The organism is Bradyrhizobium sp. UFLA05-108 (assembly GCF_059803455.1).
On sequence record NZ_JBANAZ010000047.1, the window covers coordinates 18,596 to 36,735 of the forward strand.

The following is an 18,140-nucleotide window of genomic DNA, read 5'->3' on the forward strand; positions in this document are numbered from 1 at the left end:
CATTCGCCGCTTCATCCCACCCTGCCCGCGCGTCCGCCGCACAACCTGTGCGTGGCTTAACCATTTGGCATGCCTGCCACTTGCCCTCGCGCACTGGTTGCGCTTGATTTGCGGCGGGGATTTTAGGGGCATTTCATGCGAATATTTGGAATTGTGGCGCTCGGCGTCATGCTGGGCGGCTGCGCGTCGGTCACGCGCGGCACGACGGAAAACATCGCCATTTCATCAACACCATCCGGCGCCGAGGCGGTTGTTTCGGGACTTGACGTGCCGACCACCTGCACCACGCCATGCTCGGTCGTTGCCAAGCGCAACGCCGATATTTCCATCACCTTCCAGAAGCCGGGTTACGAGTCACAGGTGGTCCAGCTGCAACGCGACATCCCGGGCACCGGAGCCGCCGGCTTTGCCGGCAATCTGCTGCTGGGAGGTGTCGTGGGCATGGGCGTCGACGCGGTAACGGGCGCGGCAACCGACCACAAGCCCAATCCAGTCATCGTCACGATGCAGCCTTCGGCTCCGCCGCCGCGCGCGCCGGCGCCGGCTGCGAGAAAGCCGCGTCCGCCGAAGGCGCCCGAAGCCGGCACCTAAGCCTGCTCCGCAGATCGACAAAAAAGGCCGGCTCTTCAGCCGGCCTTTTTCAATTCATGACGCTCCCGATCAAACCTTGACCAGCGGCCCCTTGGAGGTCGGCCCCTTGGAGGGGCCGCCGGGACCGCCCGGCTTGGACTTGCCTGACGGCGGGCGCTTGCGGGTGCCGGGCAGCTTCTCCTGCTTCGGCGTGACCGGGCCCTCGACGAACTCGAAGCCAATCTTGTCCTTCTCGGCGTCGGCCTCGTCCTTGACCAGCACGACGCGGACATGGCCGCCGCCCTTGAGCTTGCCGAACAGGACCTCGTCGGCGAGCGGCTTCTTGATGTGCTCCTGGATCACGCGGGCCATCGGCCGCGCGCCCATCTGCTCGTCATAGCCGTGCTTGATCAGCCAGGCCTTGGCCTCCTCGGAGAGCTCGATCGTGACGTCGCGGTCGCCGAGCTGGGCCTCGAGCTGGAGCACGAACTTCTCCACCACCATGCCGATCACATCGGCATTGAGATGGGCGAAGGAGACGATGGCGTCGAGACGATTGCGGAACTCCGGCGCGAACTGCCGGTTGATCGCCTCGTGGTCGTCGCCTTCCCGCTTGGAGCGGGTGAAGCCGAAGGCCTGCCTGGCAAGGTCGGCCGCGCCGGCATTCGTGGTCATGATCAGGATCACGTTGCGGAAGTTGACCTGCTTGCCATTGTGATCGGTGAGCCGGCCGTGGTCCATGATCTGGAGCAGCACGTTGTAGAGATCGGGGTGCGCCTTCTCGATCTCGTCGAGCAACACCACGCAATGCGGATGCTGGTCGACGCCGTCGGTGAGCAGACCGCCCTGGTCGAAGCCGACATAGCCGGGAGGCGCGCCGATCAGGCGCGACACGGTGTGCCGCTCCATGTATTCGGACATATCGAAGCGCAACAGCTCGACGCCGAGGCTGGAGGCAAGCTGCTTTGCGACTTCGGTCTTGCCGACGCCTGTGGGCCCTGAGAACAGGTAGCAGCCGATCGGCTTCTCCGGTTCGCGCAGGCCGGCACGCGCCAGCTTGATCGAGGCGGACAGCGACTCGATCGCCTTGTCCTGCCCGAACACGACGCGTTTCAAGGTCTGCTCGAGATGCTTGAGCACCTCGGCATCGTCCTTCGACACGCTCTTCGGTGGGATCCGCGCCATCGAGGCGATCGTGGTCTCGATCTCCTTGATGCCGATCGTCTTCTTGCGCTTGTTCTCGGCAACCAGCATCTGCGCCGCACCGGATTCGTCGATCACGTCGATCGCCTTGTCCGGCAGCTTGCGGTCGTGGATGTAGCGCGAGGAGAGCTGCACCGCGGCCTCAATGGCCTCGTTGGTGTATTTCAGCCGGTGGTAGTCCTCGAAGTACGGCTTCAGCCCCTTGAGGATCGCGATCGCGTCCTCAACCGTCGGCTCGTTGATGTCGATCTTCTGGAAGCGCCGCACCAGCGCGCGGTCCTTCTCGAAATGCTGACGGTATTCCTTGTAGGTGGTCGAGCCCATGCAGCGGATAGTGCCCGAGGCGAGTGCCGGCTTGAGCAGGTTCGAGGCGTCCATCGCGCCGCCCGACGTCGCACCCGCACCGATCACGGTGTGGATCTCGTCGATGAACAGGATGGCGTTGGGATGCGCCTCGAGCTCCTTCAGCACCTGCTTCAGGCGTTCCTCGAAGTCGCCGCGATAGCGCGTGCCGGCGAGCAGCGTGCCCATGTCGAGCGAGAACACGGTTGCCGCCGCCAGAACCTCCGGCACCTCGCTGTCGACGATGCGCTTTGCAAGGCCTTCCGCGATCGCGGTCTTGCCGACACCGGCCTCGCCCACGAACAACGGGTTGTTCTTCTGCCGGCGGCAGAGCACCTGGATGGCGCGGTTGATCTCGGAATTGCGGCCGATCACCGGATCGATCTTGCCGTCGCGCGCCTTCTTGTTGAGATTGACGCAGTAGGTCTCGAGCGCCTCGCCTTTTTTCTTGGAGTCCTCGTTGCCCTTTGTCTCGGTTTCCTCGTCGACGCCGCGAACGGGGCGCGCCTCCGAGACGCCCGGCCGCTTGGCGATGCCGTGGCTGATGTAGTTGACCGCGTCGTAGCGCGTCATGTCCTGCTCTTGCAGGAAATACGCGGCGTGGCTCTCGCGCTCGGCGAAGATCGCGATCAGAACGTTCGCACCGGTCACTTCCTCACGACCGGATGACTGCACGTGAATCACGGCGCGCTGGATCACGCGCTGGAAACCGGCCGTCGGCTTGGCGTCGTCGGCTCCGTCCGTCACCAGATTTTCGAATTCGGTCTCAAGATAGTTGACGAGACTGGTGCGCAGCTTGTCGAGATCGACGCTGCAGGCCCGCATGACGGCTGCTGCGTCGGAGTCATCGATCAGCGACAGCAGCAGATGTTCGAGCGTCGCGTATTGGTGGTGACGCTCATTTGCGATCGCCAGCGCACGATGCAGGGATTGTTCAAGGCTTTGAGAAAAAGTCGGCATTCGCGTCCTCTGTGGCCCCCACCATCATGATCGCCATCGCCCGGTCAGGCAACAACAACCTTTGTCACATATAGTTATACAAGATCGCGGCGAAAGAGCGGTTCCGCGACACAGGACTCATGCGCGGTATTTTCGATGCAAAACCCGTTCCGATTTGGGCGGAGGTGACCCCAGGACTCGGGAGGCGCCTACTTCTTTTCCATCACGCATTGCAGCGGGTGCTGGTGCTTGCGGGCAAAATCCATCACCTGTGTGACCTTGGTCTCGGCGATCTCGTAGGTGAAGACGCCGCATTCGCCGATGCCATGATGGTGGACATGCAGCATGATCTTGGTCGCTGCCTCGATGTCCTTGTTGAAGAACTTCTCCAGCACGAGAACCACGAACTCCATCGGAGTGTAGTCGTCGTTCAGGATCAGCACCCGGTAAAGGTTGGGTCGCTTGGTCTTGGGCTTGACCTTGGTGATGACCGAGGTGCTCGGGCCGGACGGACCATTAGAACGGTTCTCGTCATTGCTCATCCGCGGAGCATAGGCGACGGCTGACGTGGGCAGATCGAGGCTGGAAGTTAGTTGCGGCATGGCACAGGCGTTCAAAATCCCCACGGAAGCGTATGGCAGCCCGCCGCGCTGCTCCGTCGTCGGAGCCTCGCATAGGCGAGCCGTCTTGTTCGATCGCCGCTCCCGACCGGTCCGGTCCTCACCGGAACGGCATCAAGGAATATGGGCCTGCCCCCGACCCGCCGCAAGCGTGCAAAGGCTCGACCAATGCGGCCGCAGCGGTCCCGATTCCCGGTCACTGGCGATCCTGACCAAGGTTAATCAATCCGGACCCATTTGACAAAAAAATCCGATCGGCAGGAACCCGGCGTGAATCCCCTGGCGGCCGCGGACCGAACACACCTCCGGTTTTCTACGGTCGAATTAACCAGCCCGCTCTTCACCGACAAAGCACCTCGCTGGCGATGTCATGAACCGCAGCGATCATCAAGCCAGTGTGCGCAAGCAACAGCTCGACGGTTTCGACAATTCCAGTCGACGACGATCCGACACCGTTCTGCGGGACTGCGCGAGCAGCTCGGCAAGTTCTGCATGCTGACCAGCTCGCCTCAGATTGTGACGACCTTCAACACGATCGATACCGCGCTCAGCAAGCTCAGGGTCTCGCAATAGCCCACGCGAACCCACCCACGAAAAAAGCCCGGCTGAACCAGCCGGGCTCTTCCGATTCCAAGACTTGACGAAGTGTTAGTGAGCGGCCGGGGTGAACTTCGAGACGATGGTCTCGACCGGCTTGAACGCCTGCTTGGCGAGGTCGTTGTAGAGGCCGGCGATCTTCTGCGATTCCGCAACGAAGGTCTCGTAGGCGGAGCGTGCGAAATCGGTCTGCGCTTCCAGCGCCTTGTCCAGCGACTTCACGCCGGAAAGCTTCTCAACGAAGGACTTGGTGTCCTCGAACGACTTCTTGGTGTAGTCGCCATAGGCGCTGGCGATCGCCTGGAGGCCGTGCTGCACCGAGCTCGCAGAGGCGACGCACTGCTCGAACTGCTCTTTCCCGTAGTTCTGAAAGTCTTCAACCTTGAACATCATGGAATCCTTTTTTCCCTGGCTCTCGTCCGGAAGCCTTAGATTTCTCAAGCCTTGGATATCTCAAGTCTTGGTTCTCTCCTTGGGGCCGCCTGACGCTGCCCACAAATAGTGCAACGCACAAAAAAGTCAAGAATCTTTGTGCGACGCACAATAATACGTGCAACTTGAGATGATTCCCGGATATCTACGCAAGGGTTCCTTAAGCTTTTGGAAACCGGCCGCCCCTACCCTGATTCCCTGGACGTGTTCAGCTTCCGACAGGCGGTCAAAAGCCGTTTGCGAACATCGCCTTAGCCAGAACAGCGGTTTGAGCCTCGATTGCCGGCGATGAGCGCCGGCGGATTGGCGGCTTAAGCAGGTCATGGTCCCGGATCTGGAGGGCACAATTTTGCCTAACGAACCGGTGATCAAGTCAGAAACGGGGACGGGGTTTCATGCTTCGTAAGAACTGGTCATCCTCGCGCTTGGCGCGGGCTGGGGTTTTCGGGCTTCTTACAGTCACCACCGCAGTCATCTTCACGACCGATGCTGCCGAGGCGCGGCGCCATCGCGGCAGGCATTATGCGCACCGCGTGCATCGCGACTCCGGCGAGAGCTATAGCCCGCAATTCGCCTCGATCATCGTCGACGGCAATTCCGGCACGACGCTGCAAGCGACGAGCCCCGACGGGATTCGTCACCCCGCTTCGCTCACCAAGATCATGACACTCTATTTGCTGTTCGAGCGTCTGGAGTCCGGCAAGGTCAAGCTCGACACCGAGATGCCCGTATCCGAACACGCTGCCGACCAGGATCCCACCAAGCTGGGCTTGCGCCCCGGCCAGACCATCCGGGTCGAGGACGCGATCAAGGGCCTCGTCACCCGTTCCGCCAACGACGCCGCGGTCGTCATCGCCGAATATATCGGCGGCACCGAGGACGATTTCGCCCAGATGATGACGCGCAAGGCGCGTGCGCTCGGCATGTCCAGGACGGTCTATCGCAACGCCTCGGGCCTTCCCAACGACGAACAGAACACGACGGCGCGCGACCAGGCCACGCTTGGCCGTGCGATCCAGGATCGCTTCCCGCGCTACTATCGCTACTTCTCGACCACGGCGTTCAATTTCCGCGGCCGGACGATCACGGGCCACAATCACCTGCTCGGCAGTGTCGAGGGCGTCGACGGCATCAAGACCGGCTATACCCGCGCCTCCGGCTTCAATCTCGTCAGCTCGATTCACCGCGGCAACCACTTCCTGGTCGGCGTGGTCCTGGGCGGCCGCAGCGGCGGCTCACGCGACGCCATCATGCGCAACCTGCTCGCAGAGAACCTCGAGAAGGGCGCCAGCAGCCGCACCGTGGCCGCCATCACCGAGCGCAATGGCGCCGACACCAGCACCGACGTCGCCGATGCCTCCGACACGCCAGCGCGTGCAGCACCGCAGGCCCAGGCCGCCGCAGCCCCCGCCCCCGAAGCGCCCGCGCCGCGCCCCGCCTCACGCCTCGCCACTCTTGCGGCCGCTACCGCGGCCATGCCGCCGGCCGCCAAGCCGGAGCCCAAGGTAGTCGAATCCAAGGTCGAACCCGCGCCGTTGACCAATGGCGTGATCTCGAGCCAGCCGCTCTCGATCATTCCGGGCTCCTCCGAACCCATGAAGCCGGTCAAGGTAAAGACGGTTCAGGTCAAGGCCGGCGCCGTGAAGATCGCCTCCGCGGCCCCGTCGCAGCCGGCACCGCCGATCACCAACACGATCTCCAGCGCGCGTGCCGAAGTCGCGGAAACCTCCGGCGCCGTCGTCGCCAAGGCTGACGTCGTCAACAAGCCGGAGGTCATCGCCAAGCCTGAAGTCGCCCGCAGCGAGTTGCCGCCGCAGCCGCCGGGCTTTGGCACCGGCAACGGCATCCTCGGCGTCCTGCCGGCCTCCAGCGCCGCGGCCCCCGCGCCTGCGCCTGCCGCAAAACTCGCCTCGGCCGAGCCGGCCCCGCAGCCGATCCAGACGAGCGCAACGACCAAGCCGGTCGCCGCGCATAGTGGCTGGATCGTGCAGGTCGGCGCGCTGGAAAGCGAGAACGAGGCGCAGCAGCGCATCGAAGCCGCCCGCAGTTCGGCCCGCGGCCTGCTCAGCAAGGCCGATCCGTTCACCGAGGTCGTCGCCAAGGACAATCGCAAGCTGTTCCGCGCCCGCTTTGCCGGGCTCGAGCGCGACCAGGCGGAGGCCGTCTGCCGCACGCTGAAGCGTGCCGACATCTCCTGCATCACCGTCCGCAACTGACGCCCACCAAATCGATCCGATCCCGATGCCCGCGCCTGGTGCGCGGGCATTGTCGTTTCAGGCAAGTCGTTTGAGACAAGCGCGAAGACTGTTTCGCAACAACCTCTCGTCAACGATTTACGGTTAAGATTTCGCTCAAGGAATCGACCACGCTGACAATGGCGGGCGACATCGGGGCGACGGCAGGCAGAGCAATACGGAGCTGACGCGGTACGGGCGTTTGTAGCGTTAGTTGCCGGAGTTAGCCGTTATGCGTGCGAAGCAGAGTATCCTTGGCCTCGTTTACCCGAGCAGCGAGATACGTCGAGCCCCCCTGGTCGGGATGCAGTTTCTTCATCAAGGTCTTGTGGGCCCGGCCGATCTCCTCGCGCCCCGCTCCCGGCTGCAGGCCAAGGATCTGATAGGCTTCCTCCGCCGTCATTTTGCCGCTCGGCGCCGCGCGACCCTGCCGCCCTGCCGCATCTCCCTGCGCGTTCTGACGCCAGGCGGGAAACCGGCGGTCAAGATAGCTTTCGAGTAGCGCGACGCTCTCCGCGTCGAAGGCGGGGCACATCGCAAGCAGCGCGGCAAGATCGAACTCGTCAAGCGAACGCCCGGCATAAGACCCGGCGACGATCTCGCCCGCAAGCTGGCCGGATTCGTGGTCCAGCCGCATGTCCAGAAATTGCGAGCGGACGCGCGAGGTCTGCCCAGGCGAGCGCGGCGCGCCGCCGAACAGCCCGCCGATATTGCCGAAGGTCGAGTTCGCGAGCGGCGTCCAGCCGAGCAGGCCGGCACCGAAGATGCCGAGCGGGATCGCGACCGCCAGTTCGCCCCGCAGGCCCGTGAAGGCAGCAACCGCCAGCGCCACGACCCCGCCGCCGACCTTGATGGCGCGCGCAAGCACCGCCGGATTGGCGGAACGGAACATCTGCAACAGCAGGTACAGGGTAACGACGGCGACAGCGCCTGCGATCAGGGTCGGCATGATCGGAATATAGTCGCCTTGGTCACAAAAAGCATGCGGGCCGGTTTCGACGCGGACGGCTAGCGCCTCACTTCATCTGCCCGATCAGCTTCGCCGCGCCGCTCGTCGTCTTGGCCAGCCTGAGCAGCGCCTCGCGGCCGCCGGCGGCGTAGGCCGCTGCCGCGCGCAAGAGCTCGCGCAGTTGCGCCGCCGCGCCCGGATCGAACCTGCACCACGCTCCGCCGGTCAGCCGTGCGATCTCGCGGAACGCCTGCTCGGCGGTCGCATCATGACCTTCCTGAAACACGAAGACCGGAACCTTGAGCATGCCGAGCTCGCCCGCCTTGGCACAGAGCTCGTCGACCTTCTCCTCCATGGCATCGCCGACGAAAACCACCGCGCGTACGCCGGAGGATGCCGCTTCGCGCCGTGCCTCCGAAAGCACCCGGCCGATCTGGGTGTCGCCGCCGCGGCAATCGATCTTGCTCATCAGGCGCGCGAGCTTGGTGCTGTCGGAGATCCATCCTGTCGCACGACACTCGTTGAAGCCACGGTAGTAGACGAGGCGGATATCGAGGCTGCCGAGCGCTGCCGCCTCGCGGAACATGTCGGCCTGGAGCGCACAGGCCATGTCCCAGGTCGGCTGCCGGCTCATCGTAGCGTCGAGCGCGAAAATCAACCGGCCCTTCGCACCGGGCGCATGCGGCGACATCGCGCGTGCCTTGGCGACGAAGGCCGCGATGTCGTCGCTGGTGGAGGTCTTTGCCTGCGGCAACCTCTCGTCGGCCTCGGCCCGCGCCGACACGGCATCGCCGCTGCGTGGTTTGGTCGGTTCGCCGGACATCCCTGCTCGCACACTAGACTACATCACCAATATGTGGCGAGCGCGCCATGATCGGTCAATGTGCAAAGGCCCCCGCGGCGGTCAGCAGCGGAGGCCCGGCAGGGCGAAAGTTCGGAGGTCGACGGAAGCGTCAGCTCTTGGAAGGTGCCATCAGCGCGACCGGGCCCGGCTCGAGCACCTTGGGCGGCGCGTTGAGGGTGTCGACGGGCGCCACTTCGCTGTCGGTGTCCGCCAGGAACTTGTCGAGCATGCCCTGGATCGAGTTCTTCGCGTCATCCGGTCCGGTGTCGCGCATGTCGTTATGCTGGAAGTCGGTCTTCACGACGGTGATGCCCGCCTTCTCGCACTCCTCGTCTGTCGGAAGCACGCCAGGATCGGTCTTGAACTGCGGATCCTTCGAGCGGAACGACAGGATCTTGAACTTGCCGGCGGTGACGAAGGGTACGCGCAGATTGTCGAGCGTCACGACCTTCTTGACCTCGTCCGGATACTGCTTGGCGAAATACATGGTGATGTCGCCGCCCATGGAATGGCCGACCATCGTCACCCTGGAATAGTTGGCGTTGGGCTGGACGGTCTTCATGTCATGCAGCGCCAGATGGATGTTGGCCACACCGCGCAGAATTTGCGGCAGGCGGCCGACATAGAGTTCGCCCGGCTTGGTCACCATCGGCGGATCGGTCGGCAGGTCATGCTGCGGGCTCACCACGAGATAGCCACGCATCGCAAAGACGTTGGCGAGGAAGCCATACTCGGTGTTCTTGACGGTGTTGCCGTGGTTGATCACGGCGACCGGCAGCGTGATCAAGCCGCTATCCGCCTGCATTTCGCGGTCACGACGAACGGCGACATCAACCGGCACCGGGCGGTTGTCGCGCGAGGCATCATAGAAGGTGATGGTCTCGTGCTTGATGGCCCACTTCGCCATCGTGAAATAGGCGACGCCTGCAAGGGCGGTGACGGAAACCAGAACGGCAATTCCACGCTTCATCTTCGTCCTCAGCCTCACGCTCAGGCTCTTCTGGCCTGAACTCCCGTTTGAAATTGTATTGCTTGAAGGCTCTTGGGCCCCTTGTCGGTTATTCCTTAATATATGTCACAGCGTCGTGACGGGAAGACCAAAAATTGTGAACCGGCAGCTCTTTCATTGTGCGCCGCACTCGTTTTCTGAGCACGGTATTCCAAGACCACTACGTCAGGTACTATTATCCCTCTGACGCAACCTGTCTGCGCCAGGTTCAATCGCAGATGGTCCCGCCGGTTCCCGTGGAACCCGGGCGCCGATCAAATATCTTTGGTGGAAGTAGCTTCGTACCGCGCCCGGTCAGGCACCGACGATGTCGTGAAGCTCGAGCGGCTTGTCGACCTGGCTGAACCATTCGGCGCGATTGGCGGCGCGGCGGCGGCCGCGCTCGTCGAGCGGCAGCTTGAGCTGGCGGAGCAGGCTCGTCACCTCCTCGCGGGCGGTGACGTGGCCGAGATTGGGCCGCATGCCGAGGGTCGCTTCGTCGATATCGTCGAGGGCGGTCAGGCCGCGCGGGAAAAATTCGCGGTAGACGACGCGCTCGGCAAAGCCGTCGACATAGCGGAAGCCGAGCCGCAGTGACAATTCCTTCAACCCGTCGGCGACGAGCTGCTTGTTGCGTGAGCCCAGCATCGACAGGCGGTTGCGCACGACGATCCAGTCGGTGGTCGAGCCATCGAGCTGGCGGCGCTTGCGCCTGACGTCGCGGACCATCTCGGCATAATGACTCTCGCCGGTCACCGCATAGTTGGCGGGATCGACGGTGCCGAGCACGTCAAAGTCGAGGAAGCTGTCGTTGATCGGGGTGACCAGGGTATCCGCCATCGAGTGCGCGAGCCGCATCAGGTAGCTGTCGGTTCCGGGCGTATCGATGACGATGAAATCGAAGTTGCTCTCGACCGCCGCGACCGCCTCCATGAACTGGAGGAACTCGGAGTTTTCGTTGTCGGCGATCTGCATGGTCTCGCCGAGTTTGATGCAACGATGCACCGGCAACTCGAGGGCGAGGCCGGTACGGCGCCCCCAGGCGGAACGGTTGTTGATGTAACGGGTAAAGCTCTGCTGGCGGCAGTCGAGGTCGATGGTGGCGACGCGTTGGCCGGCCTTCAGCAGCGCGACCGCGATGTGCAGGGCCGTGGTGGATTTCCCAGAGCCACCCTTCTCGTTGCCGAGCACGACAACATGCGCCGAGCCCAATTGGCCTTGGCTAGCCTGCACAAGCATGTAGGAATCCTCAACGCCCCTAACAAATATCTTCAAGTTGACCGGGTCTGCGGTCAAGTGAAATGCGCGACAGGAAATGCAAATCGCAACGCGCGTTTCTTAATCATGAATCGCGCACGTGTTTCGCGTCCATGATCCAGCCCACGCACCCGCGAAACATTCTCTGACTCCTGCACGTGCATGGCGTCCACCCGTGCCGCTTGTTAAGGTTAGCCCTGTCTCGCGGAACGCCGCTCCCGCGGCTACGACTTCAGCAAAGAATCCAGAAGCCGAGAATCCAGAAGCCAAGACTCCAACAGCCAAGAGTCCCGATGCCACGAAGTCCCCTGATCGCCCGCACGGTCCCTGCCCTGCGGCGCAGCCTCGACGTTTTTCACAAGCGCAAGGCCACGGTCGCGCTGGTGCCGACGATGGGCGCGCTCCATGACGGGCATATGTCCCTGGTGCGCCTCGCCAAGCGACGCGCGAACAGGGTGGTCGTGTCGATCTTCGTCAATCCGACGCAGTTCGCGCCGACTGAGGACTTCGGCGCCTATCCGCGCACCTGGAAAGCCGACATTGCAATGCTCGCGGCGGAAAACGTCGACCTCGTCTGGCACCCGACGGTCGAGGCCATGTATCGGGAGGGCTTTGGGACCCGCATCGTGCCGGAAGGACCGGCGCTCGCGGGGCTCGAGGACCGTTTCCGTCCGCACTTCTTTGGCGGCGTAGCCACCGTCGTCGCCAAGCTGTTCACGCAGTGCCGACCGGACGTCGCGATCTTCGGCGAGAAGGACTTTCAGCAATTGCGGGTGGTCACGCAGATGGCCGGGGATCTCGACCTCGGCGTCAAGGTGGTTGGCTCGCGCACGGTGCGCGAGCGCGACGGGCTCGCGATGTCCTCGCGCAACGTCTATCTGTCGGCCGAGGAGCGCAAGCTCGCCCCCACCCTCTACCGTGCCATGAAGGAGAGCGCTGGGCGGATCCGCGCCGGCGAAGCGATCGCGCCGGTGATGGCCGATGGCGCCGGCATGATCGAAAAGTCCGGCTTTGCGCTCGACTATTTTGAAGCGCGCCATGCCGAGACGCTGGCGCCGGCCACCTCGCGCATGGACGGGCCGCTGCGCATCCTGGTGGCGGCGCGGCTCGGCACCACCCGCCTGATCGACAATATCCCGGTGTAGGACGCGTTTTGGCGGCGTCTCAGAGCAAGCCGAGATCGCGCAACTCGCGCCGCATCGGCTCGGGCATCGCCGCGATGGTTCCGGCGGCGGCCTTGCCGAGATCGGGCGGCACGGCATCTTCCGTCAGATAGCGCCAGCCCTGGAACGGCCGCATCGGCCGCGGCGACACCGCGAACACCTTGGGCTGCATCACGATGCGGCAGCGCCCGATGCCGTCCTTGTCGCGGAACGGCTCGATACCGATGATCTTTTCGCGTGCGGCGATCTCGCCCTTGATCACCCAGTAAAGGGAGCCACCCGAGAGGATTTCATCGCCGCGCTTGGGCACCATGCGGGTGACGTGGATATGGCGTTGCGGCAGGCCCTCCTTCTTGGCGGTCTGCATCCGCTCGGCGATCCACTCCTTCAATTCCTTGACGGAGTCGCAGCCGACGGCGAGCTTGATCAGATGTAATGGCATGGCCCAGCATTAGCGGGCCGGCCGCGCCTTTGAAAGCCGAACTAATTGTTATCCGCAGCCGCGGGAGCAGCCGGAGCTGGCGCGGGCTGAGTTGGCGGCGCGATTTGAACCGGCGCGGGCGCAGGCGCACGCGCAGCCTTCGGAGCAGGCGGCTTCTTCGCAGCCGGAGGCGGTGCCGAAGCTTGCGCCGAACTCGCCGCAGCAGGCGCGCGCGGCGCAGCCGGCGCTGCAGCGGTTCCCGACGGCGCCGGCCGGGTGCCCGGCTCCGGCGCCATGATGCTGACCGCCGGCGTCGATGCGGCGCTCGGGAACTCCGCATTGGTCGGCTTGCCAGTCGGCATTGAAGGCGGCAGCGCGGCGACCGCACCCGGCATCGCCGCCACCGGCGTGTTCCAGCTGGATGCGTAGCGCGCGACCAGCCCCTCATAGAGATGGGCGTCCATGTTGGCGGCGACCTGTTGCTGATCCGTCAGCGAACGGAACGCGGCACAGTCGAATTGCGTGCAGCCGTCGCGGGCGACAAGCACTTGCGCAACGAGGCCATAGCGGTCGTGCTCGATGGCCCGCCGCAACGCCTTGAGCTCCGGGGGCAGGTTCTTGCCGGCGGTAGCGGCATCGCCGAGCGCCGTGAGCCGGCTGATCTGGGCCGCAGTGTAGGAGACGGCGGCGGCGACCGCTTCAGGCGAGCCGAACAGCGCCTTCTCGCAGGCCGCCAGAACGGTGTCGCCCGCGAGATCGTCGATGCAGGACAGCGCGGGCAACGCGGCGGTCATTCCGGGCCGCGCGCGGGTTTCGCTCGCGGCTCCTTCTCCGCTCGGTGCATAGGCGCGAATGGTCGCCGCGACCGCTATGCCGATCCCGAGCAGCGTGATCACGGTCAGCGCACCGTTCGCAACCGATCGCTCGGCGCGCAGCAACGTGATCAGAAGGATCAAGCCGAAGAAGCCGGCGGCCGCCAGTGTCAGCCACATCGGAAAGCCCGCTGAGCGCCAGATTTCGTCGGCCCATGCCCAGTTCATGCGCGACGTCCCCTCACGCGAGCCGAGATCAAATTCGGTGATGGCAACTGCCCGCGAAACGGCTGCAGCCCGCTCATCATGTTGACTTGAACCGGGCCGTCTGACGGCGGGTCGACATCCAATTCGTCATCACACCCTTGCGTATCGTCACGACAGGGCGAGCTGGCTTTCCTTGGCAACCCGTTCGAAGGCTTCGGTCGAGCTCTTGATCCGATACTGACAATCGTCGCCCTCGGTCGGCAGCAGACGGATGACCTCGTAGGTGCCGCTGGCAGCCGGGCGCGCGATATTGCTGGCCGTGAACAGGACGCGCGCGCCCACGGGGAATTTGTGCTTCAACACCCTCTCCATCACTCAAACAACGCCTGCCGCGCCCACGTGTCCCGCTGCGGCGGCCGGCCAGAAGCCCGGCGCGGTGTATAGCACGCGGCCGGCCTTCTTGGCCAGCGCTATGCCACTATGGCGAATGTGTGATTTTTGTAATCTTTTCAGCACGATAGCGGGCAGACCGCCCGCCAATGGTACCGTCTGGAACCCGCCAACCGCGTCAGGCGCCGTGGGGCAGCTTTCCGTCGGGGCTCGCATTATCCACAGCCTTGGGCAGCTCCTGGGCCAGGATCTGGCTGATCTGGTCCACCGGGATGTTGTAGCGCGCGGCAAGCTGTCTGACCGTGTCGTTGCCGAGCACCTGACGGAGCTGGTCGGCCGAGATCGGCAGGTTCTGGCCATTGCCGAGCCACGACTTGACCTGGTCTCCGAAGCCCGCCTGCTCGAGCTTGGCGACGATGGCGCCCAAGCCGCCCTGGTTGTTGCTGCCCAGCACCTCGTTGAGCACGGCCGGCAGCACCGCTGAGCCAAGCTGGCCGAGCGCGCTGCGGAATGCGGGATTGTTCTCAAGCGCGTCGAAGATTCCCATGGCCCGTCTCCCCTTGCGCCCGATGCGCATTTCCCATTGCCGATTGAGCGCCGCCGGCCGGCCTGCCGTCAAGCCGCGCCCAATCACATTCCTGTCTGCGCGCCGATCCCGCCCCGCCTACGCGGTTTCGAACTTCTCGATGACCAGCGTTTCGGCAAGGCCGTCCCGCGTCCATTCCTGGAATGCGGGCTGCGCCAGCATGGTGTCCATATAGGCGCGCGTCTGCGGCGCAACCTCGATCGCATAGGTGCGGAAGCGATGCACCACCGGCGCATACATCGCGTCCGCCGCGCCGAAGCGGCCGAACAGGAACGGTCCGCCCGCGCCATAGCGCTCGCGGCACTGCTGCCAGATCTCCTGCACGCGCGCGACATTGGCTTGCGCGTCCGCCGACAGCGTCACGGGACGTACCGGCCGATGCAGGTTCATGCCGCATTCGCCGCGCAGCGCCATGAAACCGGAATGCATCTCGGCGCACACCGAACGGGCATGCGCGCGCGCCGCGGCGTCGTCGGGCCAAAGCTTCTTCTCCGGAAAGCGCTCGGCGATGTATTCGATGATGCTGAGCGAATCCCACACCGTGACGTCGCCGTCGACCAGCACCGGCACCTTGCCGGCGCGGCTGAAGGAGATGATGCGTTGCTTGTCCGCGGGATTGTCGGTGTAGAGCGGGATCACGACCTCCTCGAACGGGATGTCGTTGGCGCGCAGCGCGAGCCAGGGCCGCATCGACCATGACGAGTAGTTCTTGTTGCCGATCGCGAGCTTCAGCGCCATGTGACTGGTCCTTCTCAAATGCTGGTCCATCAAGCCGCTGCTTTTAACGCCATCGCCTGCACGCAATCAATCGTTGCCGCAGCGGAACATGCATGGCAATCCTGCGCGCCAACGAGGGGATCACAATGAGCGGATACTGGGTCGACATCGCCGCCGTCGGCTTTTTCGTGCTGGAATGGCTGGTTTATGCCATCACGCTGGAGCACTCGTCCTATGGCCGCGACAGCCTGTCGGCGCGCATGAATCGCTACCGCGAGGTCTGGGTGCGCCGACTGCTCGACCGCGAGGCGCGCATGGTCGACATGCAGATCATGGCCTCGCTCCAGAACGGCACCGCCTTCTTCGCCTCCACCAGCCTGTTCGCGATCGGTGGCGCACTGGCGCTCTTGCGAGCGACCAACGACGCGCTCGCGATTCTGAGCAAGCTGCCGATCGATCTCAGCCCCTCGCCCGCGCTGTGGGAGCTGAAATGCGTCGGCCTCGTCCTGATCTGCGTCTACGCCTTCTTCAAGTTCGCCTGGGCCTATCGTCTGTTCAACTATGTCGCGATCCTGTTCGGCGGCATGCCACCGGCCTCGCAGCGCGACACACCGGCGGCCGAAGCGCATGTCCTGCGCACCTCCCGCCTGTTCGAATCGGCCGGCAGGCACTTCAACCGCGGCCAGCGCGCCTTCTTCTTCGCGCTCGGCTATCTCGGCTGGTTCATCAGCCCCTGGGTGCTCTTCGTGACGACGGCGGCGGTGGTGATCGTGACGTGGCGGCGGCAGTTCGCATCCAGCGCGTGGGCGGCAATGGCGCCGGACGAGGCGTCCGCGCAGGGCTAGATTGGTCGTCATGACGAGGCGATCAGTTGCTCCAACCTTTGCCCACATACAGCTGTCATGCCCGGCTTGACCGGGGCATCCAGTACGCCGCGGCCTATCGATTCAATCACGCCCGTCTCGGAGTACTGGATCGCCCGGTCAAGCCGGGCCATGACATCGAGAATTTGGCGCGCGCGTGCCCCAATCTCGTCATTGCGAGGAGCGAAGCGACGAAGCAATCCAGAATCCCGCCGCGGAAAGACTCTGGCTTGCTTCGTGCGCTCGCAATGACGGAGTGCGGGCGGCTTGCGATCTCCTCCAACTCGCATTTCGAATTGTGGACGCCTGCTCGTCGTCAGCGGACCGATGATCATAGATATTGACGTGGGATACTTTCCCACATATGTCTCCCGTCGCGAATTCGGACGGTAGCCGGCGCGCATGCATCCTTTCCTATGGCCGGCATCGGCACACACTGCGGTGAGGCCGCGGCAATACAAGCACATCGGCTGCGCAGGCGTCTTGGCAGCGACAATTGCAGTTGTCGCTGCCGCCCTGTCCGTTCGGCTGAATTCGTTTCCCGGCCTGCACGGCGACGAAGCCTGGGTGGGGCTGCGTGCGTTCGAGCAACAGGCGCGCGGGATGTTCACCCTCCGGGGCATGAATGGCTACACGGGATCGCTCTTCCCCGAGATCGTGACGATGAGCTTCTCGATCATCTCACCCGGCGTCGGCAGCCTGCGGCTGGCGGGCGTCGTTCTGAACAGTCTCGCCCTCGGCCTCTCTGCTGTTGCTCTTTGGAGACGAGGAGGAGCAGCAATCTACTTCGTGCTGCTGATGGGTTCCTCGCTCCTGTTCCTCTTCTACAGTCGTGTCGCCTGGGAAGTGAACGCATTGCAGAACCTTCTGCTCGCAATCGTGCTCCTGACGCTCCCGCATGTGGCGGAGCCAGGTCGAGGCCGACCGAAGTGGCTCTTCCTTCTTCTCCTTACCTTCTCGCTGGGATGCTGGAGTCACGCGATCTTTGCGGCTGCCGCGCTGTCCTTTGCCGCGGCGGCAACGTTCGTCGCGCTCAAATGGCCGGGTGAAAGCAGTGCGAGGCTGCTGCTGATCGGGCAGTTGAACCTGCTTGTTCAATTCGTGCTGTCCGCAAGATATTTCGTTGGCGACGGCAGCTTCTCGAGCCGGGTGCTACCAGCGATGCTGGTGGGCCTCGCTTTCCTCGCGCTCGCAACACATGCCTATCTTCGCCTGGAATGCCGCCTTCTTCCACACGCGCTGAGGGCGATCACCGATCGGCGCGTCGCAAGCTGCGTCGATCCCATGCTTGCCGGCTTCGTGGTGCTCTCGCTGGCGGCTTCACCGATCGGCGATGTCAGCTTTTTCGGGACGGCATCGGGCGTGATCCTGCTCGAGCGCGTCGTCTCCTACCTGCCCGGTCCGATCGAGATGACCGCGCTACACGCGCGCATGGCGCTGCTTCTCGCAATATTCGCGGCGATCGCGCTCGGAGCGTTCCGCGGCAAACGGAACGGACCCGAGCAACTGATCCTGCCGCTCTTCGTCTTGTGGACGATCGCCTATTTCCCCGCGCTGCGGCTCTCGATCGCCAGCGTTGCCGATCGATACTACATCATACCGCAGTTCCTTCTCTTCGTTTCGATAGCCTTGGGCCTCGACAGCTTTCGCGCGACCTGGCGGATCCTCGTCATATCGTTGCTGCTGGTCGCCTTCGCCGCCGCGCAAGTCACGGCGTTCCGCGAAGCCCTTCGCGAAAATGACCGGACGCCCTTCGAGCTGTTCAACTATGCCGGCTACACCGACACCTCTCGCCATTTCATGAAGCTGGGTGTCCTCACGGATTACCTGAAGTCGCGGAGCTATTGCCGGGTCGAGTCGTCCAGTTTCTTCATCGCCCAGCCCATGCGCTTCCTGATGGCGGTGGATCGGCCCTGCACCGGCGCCGACACTGTGCGGGTGGAGTATTGTGCAACGTGTCTCGCGCCGGTTCCGGGATTTGCGGTGCAGTTGCAGAAGTAGCCACC

At 63.9% G+C, this 18,140-nt stretch carries 18 protein-coding genes; 5 read left to right on the plus strand and 13 right to left on the minus strand.

The window, feature by feature from the left end; translation table 11 throughout:
- Positions 1-135: 135 nt before the first annotated feature.
- Positions 136-591 carry a PEGA domain-containing protein gene (locus SO140_RS29370; RefSeq protein ID WP_449379964.1) on the plus strand — a complete coding sequence of 152 codons (456 nt, stop codon included), beginning with the start codon at positions 136-138 and terminating at the stop codon, positions 589-591.
- A gap of 69 nt (positions 592-660) precedes the next feature.
- Here SO140_RS29370 and clpA read toward each other — a convergent pair whose 3' ends face one another.
- The 3 genes from clpA to SO140_RS29385 all read right to left on the minus strand — a co-directional run bounded on the left by clpA (position 661) and on the right by SO140_RS29385 (position 4,661).
- On the minus strand, positions 661-3,075 hold the full coding sequence (gene clpA, locus SO140_RS29375) for an ATP-dependent Clp protease ATP-binding subunit ClpA (protein WP_449379963.1): 2,415 nt from the start codon (positions 3,073-3,075) through the stop codon (positions 661-663).
- Between the two features lie 188 nt (positions 3,076-3,263).
- Positions 3,264-3,596: an ATP-dependent Clp protease adapter ClpS gene (gene clpS, locus SO140_RS29380; RefSeq protein WP_027523020.1), complete on the minus strand. Its 333-nt coding sequence runs from the start codon at positions 3,594-3,596 to the stop codon at positions 3,264-3,266.
- Positions 3,597-4,322: 726 nt separating this feature from the next.
- Positions 4,323-4,661 (minus strand): phasin family protein, encoded by a 339-nt coding sequence (locus tag SO140_RS29385; protein WP_027523022.1) that lies wholly within the window; start codon positions 4,659-4,661, stop codon positions 4,323-4,325.
- A gap of 437 nt (positions 4,662-5,098) precedes the next feature.
- On the opposite strand from SO140_RS29385, the gene SO140_RS29390 reads away from it, so the two are divergent.
- Positions 5,099-6,919 carry a serine hydrolase gene (locus tag SO140_RS29390; protein ID WP_449379962.1) on the plus strand — a complete coding sequence of 607 codons (1,821 nt, stop codon included), beginning with the start codon at positions 5,099-5,101 and terminating at the stop codon, positions 6,917-6,919.
- 241 nt (positions 6,920-7,160) lie between these two features.
- Here the strand turns inward: SO140_RS29390 and SO140_RS29395 are convergent, their stop codons facing one another.
- The 4 genes from SO140_RS29395 to SO140_RS29410 all read right to left on the minus strand — a co-directional run bounded on the left by SO140_RS29395 (position 7,161) and on the right by SO140_RS29410 (position 10,957).
- Positions 7,161-7,886, minus strand: coding sequence for a DnaJ domain-containing protein (locus SO140_RS29395; RefSeq protein WP_449379961.1), 726 nt, complete (start codon positions 7,884-7,886; stop codon positions 7,161-7,163).
- A gap of 67 nt (positions 7,887-7,953) precedes the next feature.
- Entirely contained in the window at positions 7,954-8,709 is a 756-nt protein-coding gene (locus tag SO140_RS29400) for a vWA domain-containing protein (protein WP_449379960.1), read from the minus strand.
- Positions 8,710-8,839: 130 nt separating this feature from the next.
- Positions 8,840-9,700, minus strand: a complete 861-nt coding sequence (locus SO140_RS29405) for an alpha/beta fold hydrolase (RefSeq protein ID WP_449379959.1) — start codon at positions 9,698-9,700, stop codon at positions 8,840-8,842.
- A gap of 333 nt (positions 9,701-10,033) precedes the next feature.
- Positions 10,034-10,957 carry a division plane positioning ATPase MipZ gene (locus SO140_RS29410; protein ID WP_449379958.1) on the minus strand — a complete coding sequence of 308 codons (924 nt, stop codon included), beginning with the start codon at positions 10,955-10,957 and terminating at the stop codon, positions 10,034-10,036.
- Positions 10,958-11,268: 311 nt separating this feature from the next.
- On the opposite strand from SO140_RS29410, the gene panC reads away from it, so the two are divergent.
- The gene (gene panC, locus SO140_RS29415; protein ID WP_449379957.1) at positions 11,269-12,120 is read left to right on the plus strand and encodes a pantoate--beta-alanine ligase; all 852 of its coding nucleotides are present in this window, start codon (positions 11,269-11,271) and stop codon (positions 12,118-12,120) included.
- A gap of 19 nt (positions 12,121-12,139) precedes the next feature.
- Here the strand turns inward: panC and SO140_RS29420 are convergent, their stop codons facing one another.
- The 5 genes from SO140_RS29420 to SO140_RS29440 all read right to left on the minus strand — a co-directional run bounded on the left by SO140_RS29420 (position 12,140) and on the right by SO140_RS29440 (position 15,292).
- Complete coding sequence (locus tag SO140_RS29420; protein ID WP_449379956.1) at positions 12,140-12,580, minus strand: DUF1489 family protein; 441 nt, start codon at positions 12,578-12,580, stop codon at positions 12,140-12,142.
- A 41-nt stretch (positions 12,581-12,621) separates the two neighbouring features.
- Entirely contained in the window at positions 12,622-13,599 is a 978-nt protein-coding gene (locus SO140_RS29425; protein ID WP_449379955.1) for a hypothetical protein, read from the minus strand.
- 147 nt (positions 13,600-13,746) lie between these two features.
- On the minus strand, positions 13,747-13,950 hold the full coding sequence (locus SO140_RS29430) for a hypothetical protein (RefSeq protein ID WP_156944292.1): 204 nt from the start codon (positions 13,948-13,950) through the stop codon (positions 13,747-13,749).
- Positions 13,951-14,146: 196 nt separating this feature from the next.
- Entirely contained in the window at positions 14,147-14,515 is a 369-nt protein-coding gene (locus SO140_RS29435) for a YidB family protein (RefSeq protein ID WP_449379954.1), read from the minus strand.
- A 117-nt stretch (positions 14,516-14,632) separates the two neighbouring features.
- Positions 14,633-15,292: a glutathione S-transferase family protein gene (locus SO140_RS29440; RefSeq protein ID WP_449379953.1), complete on the minus strand. Its 660-nt coding sequence runs from the start codon at positions 15,290-15,292 to the stop codon at positions 14,633-14,635.
- Between the two features lie 125 nt (positions 15,293-15,417).
- Here SO140_RS29440 and SO140_RS29445 point away from each other — a divergent pair, with 125 nt between their 5' ends.
- Positions 15,418-16,116 (plus strand): DUF599 domain-containing protein, encoded by a 699-nt coding sequence (locus SO140_RS29445; RefSeq protein ID WP_449379992.1) that lies wholly within the window; start codon positions 15,418-15,420, stop codon positions 16,114-16,116.
- A gap of 8 nt (positions 16,117-16,124) precedes the next feature.
- On the opposite strand, the gene SO140_RS29450 is transcribed toward SO140_RS29445, so the two are convergent.
- A complete protein-coding gene (locus tag SO140_RS29450) occupies positions 16,125-16,334 on the minus strand; it encodes a hypothetical protein (RefSeq protein ID WP_449379952.1) in 210 nt (69 codons plus the stop codon).
- A 283-nt stretch (positions 16,335-16,617) separates the two neighbouring features.
- Between SO140_RS29450 and SO140_RS29455 the strand changes: the two genes are divergently transcribed.
- Positions 16,618-18,135: a hypothetical protein gene (locus SO140_RS29455; RefSeq protein ID WP_449379951.1), complete on the plus strand. Its 1,518-nt coding sequence runs from the start codon at positions 16,618-16,620 to the stop codon at positions 18,133-18,135.
- The last annotated feature ends 5 nt before the right edge of the window (positions 18,136-18,140 follow it).